The organism is Limnohabitans sp. 15K (assembly GCF_002778285.1).
GTDB lineage: Bacteria > Pseudomonadota > Gammaproteobacteria > Burkholderiales > Burkholderiaceae_C > Limnohabitans_A.
Genome location: NZ_NESM01000009.1, coordinates 23,011 through 29,096 on the forward strand (window position 1 = coordinate 23,011; position 6,086 = coordinate 29,096).

A 6,086-nucleotide genomic window follows, 5' to 3' on the forward strand; every position below is an offset into this window, starting at 1 on the left:
GAATATTTGATCAGGCAGGAATTAGTCGCACGGGCATCGAAGCCATTGCACGGAGTGTGTTGTTGAGGCGTCGTTCTGGCATACCGATCAGATCAATACGAGAGACACGTTTGGCCAGCGCTGTGAGCACCACTTCACCCTCTAGTCGGGCTACAACTTGCCCTACGCAGCCGTGGATACCAGAACCGAACGACATATGGCCTGTTGGTCGACGCTGAATGTCGAAGCTGTCGGGGTTTGGCCATTGCCGCTCGTCTCGGTTCGCTGCCGCGAGGAATGTGATGACTTTGCTGTCTTTGGGAATTTGAACACCGAACATTTCGGTGTCTTTCGAGGTGGTTCTGAAGAAAGTCTGAACAGATGATTCAAAGCGTAAAGACTCTTCAAATGCGGGACGAGCCAATGAGTGGTCGTCGCACAATTTGGCATATTGCTCGGGATGCTTTGCCAAGCAAAGTATCGCGTTGCTTATCCCGTTAACGGTGGTGTCTACACCGGCTGAAAGGAAAGATCTCACCAGCAGGGGCGCTTCCTCATGGGTGATCTCCCCAGCGTCGGCCGCCTGGTAAATGAGATCCCCAAACCCACCCGGCCGAAGGTTTTCACGCTGGCAATGAGCCATGATCCAAGCGGTAACTGGCTGAACGAGTTCAGCTGATTTCTGTAGCCGTTCGTTGCGCGGTCCGAAAGCGTTGAAGATCATATTGCCGTACAGCAGAAGGTTTTCGCGATTGGTCTCTCCTACTCCTACTGCATCAGGGAAAACTTTGAGTGGATAAACTTCTGACAGATCCTTTACCGCATCAATGACTTCACCAGCTGCCTGTCGTTTCAACAAGCGATCTATCAGCAACTCCGCCTCAGCCGTGAAAGTAGCGCGGATTTGCATCACCGTTTTAGGTGAAAGAATTCTCGCAAGGACAGTTCGAGCCTTCGTATGTGAGGGTTGGTCTGCCTCCAAGATAAGGCTTTTGGGCCGAAACGGAGGCTCCTTGTTGAAGTTAGCTAGCCCAACCCCTGCGCCTGAGATGTAAGTACCATGGTCATTTAAAACGGCGTGAACAGACTCGTGACGGGCACAGGCGTAAATGCCGTAAGCAGGAATCCAAACTACTGGCCCGGCTTCCCTTAGCTGATGGTGTGACGCATAAGGGTCACTCAAGAAAGCATCGCAAAAAGGGTCGATATCGACGACAGGTACACCAGAGGGTGCTTTTTTCATGTCTGGAGAAATAATATCTGTGGTCATTGAACCTCCTGTTGTGTTGTTGTCAATGCGCGCCTGCCACGCCAACGAAGCGCTCCAGCAGGTCTTTGCGAAGGCGTAGGGCAGCACTATCGCTCTCATGAACCACTTCACCGCGTTCAAGCACCATAGCCAATGGTGCAAATTTCAAGGCGTCATCAACTTTTTGCTCTACCAACAGAACGGCGACGCCAGTCTCTTGCGCAAGGTGTTCAAAGGCTCGCATGAGTTCGATGCAGATGATGGGTGCGAGTCCTTCAAGGGGCTCGTCGAGCAACAGCAGTCGGGGCTTGCCCAAGAGAGTTCTGGCAACGCTGAGCATTTGCTGCTCGCCGCCAGAAAGTTGTTGACCGCCATTATTTCGCCGCTCTGCTAACCGAGGAAAGAGTGCGTAGGCTTCGGCAAGCGAGCTCCGAGGCCGGCCCTTGAGTCCTGCAAGCAAATTTTCTTCGACGGTCAGAGAGGGAAAAATGTCACGCGTCTGCGGGACGTAGCCAATGCCTGCGTGCGCCCGTTCTCGAGCAGACCATTTCGAGATGTCTATGCCGTCGAGTTTTACCTGGCCACCTTTCATGTCAGCCAACCCCATCACGGCCTTTAGCAGTGTTGTTTTGCCCACGCCGTTACGGCCGATCAGTGCTAGGCGACCACCTGCAGAGAGCGACAGGTTCACGCCGTGCAGTACCTGAATAGCACCATAGCCAGCGGTGAGGTTTTCTATGTGCAGCAATTCGCTCATACGTTTATTCCTCCGCACCAAGATATGCGGTTCTCACGGCAGGGTGCCTACGTATGTCCTCTGGTTTACCTTCAGCCAGCAACGCACCCTCGGCCAGCACAAGCATTCTGTCGGCAAAGTTAAAAACCAAGTCCATGTCATGCTCGATCATCAAAATCGCCAAATCGCTAGGTAGGGTATCGAGCGCATCCAAAACCACCTTCCGCTCACCACTTGGCACGCCTGCCATCGGCTCGTCAAGAAGAAGAACAACAGGTTTAAGTGCCATTGCCAGAGCAATTTCCACCAAACGCTGTTCGCCATAAGCCAATTCCATAGGACTACGGCGAGCAAGCGTTCCTAGTTGCAGGGTCTTTAGGATCTGTGAGGCCTCATCACGCACATCATGAAAACTATCAACTGCGCGAAACATCTTGTTAACCGTACCATTACGTTGATGAATCGCAAGTTCAACTTGGCGATGTATCGGAAGGTCAGGCGCGAGCTGAGTGATTTGAAAAGTACGCGCTAAACCAAGCTTGACGCGTTTTGGCTGCGGCAGGTGTGACACGTCCTCACCCTTGAGCCAGACGCTTCCCTGACTGGGAGGAAGCACGCCCGTGATCAGATTGATCAGAGTCGTCTTTCCAGCGCCATTGGGGCCAATCAGTCCTACCCGGTTACCAGGTTGCAGGTCGAATGAAACATCCCTTGTGACATGTAAGCCTCCAAAGGATTTGTGCAAATGGCGCACTTCAAGCAGTGGCTGTGAGCTCATGCTAAATCCCGTTGCACTGGTAATAAACGGGACACTCGTTCTCTCAACGCTCCTAGCAGGCGTGCTCTAGGCACCAGAACCACGAATACCAGCAGACCACCGATGATGAAGAGCCAATGATAGGGATTGATGGACGATGCGGTGTGGTGAATCAACATGAATGCAGCTGTGCCTCCAATAGCACCATATAAATTTCCCGCACCACCGAGCACCAGCATCACCAGTGCTTCTGCAGAAAGCTCGAAACCCAGCGTGTCCAGTCCCACGATCTGATTAACCTGTGCATTGAGCGCACCACCAATACCGGCGAATAGGCCCGCCAGTGTGTAGAGTTTGAGTAATTGTCCGCGAACCGATCCTCCAATGGCCGCTGTGCGTAGTCGGTTCTGGTGTATGCCTACAACCGACAATCCAAAAGGTGAACCCATAATCCGCCGCATTGCCCAAAGACATATCAGCATCATCACGAAGCAATAAACGAAGGCCACCTTGCCATAGAGGTCAAATGACCAGACACCAAACAACTTCTGAATTTCGAATCCGCTAAGGCCGTCTTCTCCGCCAGTCCAGTTACGAAGTTTGCTAGCTCCGTTTTGCGCAATTTGGCCTATTGCTACTGTGAGCATCAGGAAGGTGAGACCTTCGAAGCGCAACAAGAAAAGCCCTGAGAGCAAAGCAACTAAGGCGCCTGCCAACGAACCGACCAGGAGGCCAATCAGCGGATTGCCGGTGAAGTGCATTGCCAGAATCCCAGAAGCATATGCACCGATGCCAAACAGAGCTGAATGACCCAATGTAGCCAGTCCGCCATACCCGACCACCATGTCGAGCGACATGACAAAAATGGCCATGATTGCAATACGGGCGGCCAGTGGAAGTTGATCCGGGAAAACGAAGTAAATCAGTGCAGCCAGAGCGATGAGAACGAGGTAGGGTAGGACACGTTTCATAGCATCAACCCTTTCTGGCCATCAGCAAACCGTGCGGCCGCCATGCCAGTAGTAGCGCCATGGCAAGAAAGAAGAACAAAGAACCCCAGTCGGAAGCAAGGTACTTGCTAGCGGTATCGATAATGCCCAGAGTCAGTGATGCAGCCAAAGAGCCTGCGATACTTCCCATGCCACCCACGGCTACCACCACCAATACAAGCACAAGATATTTGACAGGATAGTAAGGTTCCAGCGGCATGAGTTCTGCACCCAGAATTCCCCCGAGGCCAGCTAATGCCGCGCCGACAGCAAACGTGGTCACATAAACCAGTTGTACAGGAATACCTAGTGCTGAGGCAGCATCTGTGTTGTCTACGGTTGCGCGCAGCCACACACCGAAACGAGATTTATTGAGTACCCAAAATGCTGACAGTACGACCAGTACCCCACTGGCAATCACGAGCAACCGTTGCGCGGGTAAGGTGCGAATTCCTAGATCAACAGATTGCGATAAGGCTGGTGGCAGGGGGATCAGCTGCACTTCGGGTCCCGCCAGAAGATTGGCCGTAGCAACAAAGAGGAAGCTTAAACCGATGGTGAAGAGCACTTGTTGTAATTCGGTACGGCGGTACAAACGGCGAAACACCGTAACCTCGAGAAGTGCCCCAATAAAGCCGGTGGCCAGAACGGCCAGCGGGGCACCCGCATAAAACGACAGACCTTGCTCTCGAACTAGCCATGCGGCGATATAGCCACCCGTCATTGCAAAGGCGCCATGTGCTAAGTTCACGAAACGCATGAGGCCAAGAGTGACCGACAAGCCCACAGCGATGATAAACAGCACCATGCCGTAGGCAATGCCATCTATAAGGATGTTGGCAAGAAGGGTCACTCTGGAATCCTAGCTTTGACTTACTTGGTCAGGCCGTGGTCCACTTGCGGACCGAAGTTTTGCACTTCTTTGTTGACCAGAATTCCACCCGCGCCCTTTTCGACGTTACGCAGATACACGTTTTGAGTGATGTGACGCGTGGTGGGATCGATGCTCACAGGCCCGCGTGGGCTCTCCCACTTGTGACCCTTGATCGCTGCCATGGCTTTATCGCCATCTCTCTGGCCGCCTGTGGCTTCAATCATCTTGTGAATGACTGCCATGCCATCCCACGCACCAACGGTAGCGTAGTTGAGCACTGCGTCTTTGTTAACCTTTGCAACGGCCGCAGCAAATGTCCTGTTGGCTGCTGAATCGTGCGCAGGGCTGTAGTGGAAGGCGGTAGTAAGGCCAAGCGCGGAATCACCAAATTTTTGCAAGTCGAATTCATCGGTCTCAGCGGTGCCAAGGAATTCCACGCCAGCAGCTTTCAGACCGTTCTCGTTGTAGGCTTTAACAAAGCCTAAATTGGGTGGTCCTCCAGGCAAAAATACATAGACAGCTTGCGCGCCACTTGCCTTGATACGCTGGGCAAATGGTGCAAAGTCGGTGGTGCGGATCGGCATGCGGATGCTTTCCACGACTTGGCCACCTTGCTTGGCAAATTCAGCCTTGAAAGCATTTTCTGCGTCTACTCCTGGGGCGTAGTCTGTGACAGCCGTCACTACTTTCTTGATGCCCTTTTTGGCAGCATGCTGAGCCAGCGGAACAGTTACCTGCCACAGTGTGTAGCTTGTACGAACGTAGAAATCACTCTTGGTTGTGATGTCGGAGGTGGCGGCGTTAAACACGACAAACGGTGTTTTCGATTCCTGTATCACCGGAGCTACAGCGAATGCGTTCGGTGAAAAAACCACCCCTCCAATGTAGTCGACCTTGTCTTTGATCACCAGCTCTTGCGCCAAGGTGCGGGTATTGGCCGGGTTGGGACCGCCCTCGTCACGATAAATGAATTCAACACTTTTGCCTGCGAGCTTTCCGCCTTGTTGCGCGACATATGCCTCCGCGCCTGCCTTGAAGAGCGTGCCATAGTGAGCAAAAGGGCCTGAGAACGGGGCAATGATGCCGACCTTAACGGTCTGGGCAGCGACGCTACCCATTGCAAAGACGGCAGCTAGCGTGCCGACCAACTTCCATTGAAAACGCATGTTTGTCTCCTGGGATTAGGCTTACGCTCTGGATGGCGAAGCTAATTTAATCTTAGAAAAATTAGTTGACAAATCAACTAGTAGAAACCCCATCTAACCTTTTTGCCCTGCATCCGGCTAATACTGAAAGCTAACAACCCCATGAGGTAAGGATCGACAGAGGTAGATCCTGCGTAGTCATTTGATCAAATGAAGCCGAACGGCCGCTCATGGCCGAGGCTGTGTGAAAACCCTCTCCCCGCCGGTGTACGAACTCTGTAGAGTTGGCAGATATATTGAACAGCGAGGTCAATATGTCCAGATACATCGAAGGTCAGGACAGGCAGCAGGTGACTT

Annotated in this window: 6 protein-coding genes; all 6 read right to left on the reverse strand. The window is 52.6% G+C overall.

Translation table 11 applies throughout. The features are described 5' to 3' along the window. Positions 1-10: 10 nt before the first annotated feature. The 6 genes from B9Z40_RS16935 to B9Z40_RS16960 are packed head-to-tail and all read right to left on the reverse strand — an operon-like array spanning position 11 to position 5,750. Positions 11-1,249 (reverse strand): cytochrome P450, encoded by a 1,239-nt coding sequence (locus B9Z40_RS16935; RefSeq protein WP_100174533.1) that lies wholly within the window; start codon positions 1,247-1,249, stop codon positions 11-13. Positions 1,250-1,271: 22 nt separating this feature from the next. Next, positions 1,272-1,985 (reverse strand): ABC transporter ATP-binding protein, encoded by a 714-nt coding sequence (locus B9Z40_RS16940; protein ID WP_100174534.1) that lies wholly within the window; start codon positions 1,983-1,985, stop codon positions 1,272-1,274. A 4-nt stretch (positions 1,986-1,989) separates the two neighbouring features. Continuing rightward, the gene (locus B9Z40_RS16945; protein ID WP_100174535.1) at positions 1,990-2,742 is read right to left on the reverse strand and encodes an ABC transporter ATP-binding protein; all 753 of its coding nucleotides are present in this window, start codon (positions 2,740-2,742) and stop codon (positions 1,990-1,992) included. After that, complete coding sequence (locus B9Z40_RS16950; RefSeq protein WP_100174536.1) at positions 2,739-3,692, reverse strand: branched-chain amino acid ABC transporter permease; 954 nt, start codon at positions 3,690-3,692, stop codon at positions 2,739-2,741. The genes B9Z40_RS16945 and B9Z40_RS16950 overlap by 4 nt, the downstream gene beginning before the upstream one ends. A 4-nt stretch (positions 3,693-3,696) precedes the next feature. Then, entirely contained in the window at positions 3,697-4,563 is an 867-nt protein-coding gene (locus B9Z40_RS16955) for a branched-chain amino acid ABC transporter permease (RefSeq protein ID WP_100174537.1), read from the reverse strand. A 20-nt stretch (positions 4,564-4,583) separates the two neighbouring features. Then, positions 4,584-5,750: an ABC transporter substrate-binding protein gene (locus tag B9Z40_RS16960; protein ID WP_100174538.1), complete on the reverse strand. Its 1,167-nt coding sequence runs from the start codon at positions 5,748-5,750 to the stop codon at positions 4,584-4,586. Positions 5,751-6,086 lie beyond the last annotated feature (336 nt).